The 2,240-nt window shown below is 68.3% G+C and carries 1 protein-coding gene and 1 pseudogene; one reads left to right on the forward strand and one right to left on the reverse strand.

Going from position 1 to position 2,240, the window contains the following annotated elements:
- Positions 1-112: 112 nt before the first annotated feature.
- The gene (locus AAHA49_RS17780; protein WP_342039176.1) at positions 113-1,420 is read left to right on the forward strand and encodes an ISL3 family transposase; all 1,308 of its coding nucleotides are present in this window, start codon (positions 113-115) and stop codon (positions 1,418-1,420) included.
- 5 nt (positions 1,421-1,425) lie between these two features.
- Here AAHA49_RS17780 and AAHA49_RS17785 read toward each other — a convergent pair.
- Positions 1,426-2,130 (reverse strand): annotated as a pseudogene (locus AAHA49_RS17785) (transposase); the annotation flags it as partial.
- Between the last annotated feature and the right edge of the window lie 110 nt (positions 2,131-2,240).

Genomic DNA, 2,240 nt, shown 5'->3' on the forward strand with positions numbered 1-2,240 from the left:
GGCTCTTCACGAACGAGGGTGTAGTCGGTTGAGCGCGTCGGTGGCCGGGTAGGGGTCGAGGTCTCCCGGATGATGGAAGTTCTTCACGCTCGCCATCCCGAAAGACCTCGACGTGCTCCACCCTACTTTCGCGACCCCTGACCTGACCACGTTCTGCCGCCTCGACGAGCTCGGCCTCGTCGCCGTCGGCCAGCTGATCGAGCCGGATCGGGCCACGATCGAATGCCGCGTCGTCGAGGACGACCCGTGGTGTCGGAAGTGCGGTGTCGAGGGCGTGCCGCGGGACACGGTCACGCGTCGACTGGCGCACGAGCCGTTCGGGCACCGGCCGACGACCCTGCTGGTGCGGGTGCGCCGGTACCGGTGCGGACACTGCCGGCGCACGTGGCGGCAGGACATGACGCGGGCAGCGGCGCCGCGTGCGAAGATCTCCCGCGGCGGCCTGGAGTGGGCGCTGCGGGGCATCGTCATCGACCACCTCACCGTCACCCGCGTCGCCGCAGGTCTCGGGGTGTCCTGGAGTGCCGCGAACGCCGCCGTCCTCGCGGAAGGCAAGCGGCGCCTGATCGACGACCCCGCCCGGTTCGACGGGGTCACCACGATCGGTGTCGACGAGCACGTCTGGCGACACACGAGGCTGGGCGACAAGTACGTCACCGTGATCATCGACCTCACGCTCGCGAGGAACAAGACCGGGCCGGCGAGGCTGCTGGACATGGTCGAGGGCCGCTCCAAGGCGGTGTTCAAGCAGTGGCTCGCCGCCCGCCCTGCGGACTGGGCGAAGCGGATCGAGGTGGTCGCGATGGACGGCTTCGCCGGGTTCAAGACCGCTGCCGCCGAGGAACTCCCCGACGCCGTCCCCGTCATGGACCCGTTCCACGTGGTCCGCCTCGCCGGCGACGCGCTGGATGTCTGCCGGCGTCGGGTCCAGCAAGACACCACCGGTCACCGCGGGCTCAAGGGCGACCCGCTCTACAAAGCCCGCCGCACCCTGCACACCGGGGCGAGCCTGCTCACCGACCGGCAGCGGGCACGCCTGGACGCAGTGTTCGCGAGCGAGGAGCACGTCGAGGTCGAGGCGACCTGGGGCATCTACCAGCGCATCGTCGCGGCCTACCGGGAGCCCGACAAGAAGAAAGCGAAGGCGATGATGCAGGAGGTGATCGCTGCGATCAGCAGCGGCGTTCCCGCGGCGCTCGTCGAGGTCCGCAAGCTCGGCCGGACCATGAAGCAGCGGGCGGGCGACATCCTCGCGTTCTTCGACCGCCCAGGCACCAGCAACGGCCCGACCGAGGCCATCAACGGGCGACTCGAACACCTCCGCGGCTCCGCCCTCGGCTTCCGCAACCTCACCCACTACATCGCTCGGTCGCTGCTCGAAGCCGGAGGGTTCAGACCCGCGCTACACCCTCGTTCGTGAAGAGCCGTGAATCCGTCCATCGCGACGACCTTGATCTCGTCCCGCCAGGTCTTCGGCCGCCCGGCGAGCCATTGTTTGAACACGGCCTTCGAGCGGCCCTCGACCATGTCCAGAAGCCGCGCGGGCCCCGTCTTGTTCCGGTTCGGGGTGAGGTCGATAATCACCGTGACGTACTTATCGCCCTTGCGCGTGTGTCGCCAAACATGCTCGTCGACGCCGATCGTGCTCACGCCGTCGAACCGGTGCGGGTCGTCGATCAGACGCCGTCTGCCCTCAGCGAGAATCGCGGCGTTCGCGGTCGACCAGGATACCCCGAGACCCGTGGCAACGCGCGCGACGGAGAGATGATCCAGGACCAGGCCCGCAAGACCCCAAGCCAGCCCGCCGCGGGAGATCTTCGCCCGCGCAGGCGCTGCCTTCGATGTGTCCTGCCGCCAGATGCGTCCGCACCCGGAGCACTTGTATCGGCGCACGCGGATCAACAGCGTCGTGGGCCGGTGCCCGAACGGTTCGTGCGCGAGTCGCCGCGGTACCGTGTCCCGGGCCGTACCCTCGCACCCGCATTTCCTGCACCACCGGTCTGGTTCGAGCACTCGACACTCCAGCACCGCACGATCTGGCGACAAGTGCTGCCCGATGGTTTGAAGGCCGAGCTCATCGAGCCGGCAGAACGTGGTCAGGTCGGGCGGGAGGAAAGTAGGCTGGGGCACGTCGAGGTCTTCCGGTTGGACAGCGTCAGAACTTCCATTCTCAGGGAGACCTCGACCCCTACCTGGGCAACGACGCGATCAACTGCCTACACTCTCGATCACGAAGAGCC

Origin of the sequence: Brevibacterium ammoniilyticum, from assembly GCF_038429965.1 — a bacterium.
GTDB lineage: Bacteria > Actinomycetota > Actinomycetes > Actinomycetales > Brevibacteriaceae > Brevibacterium > Brevibacterium ammoniilyticum.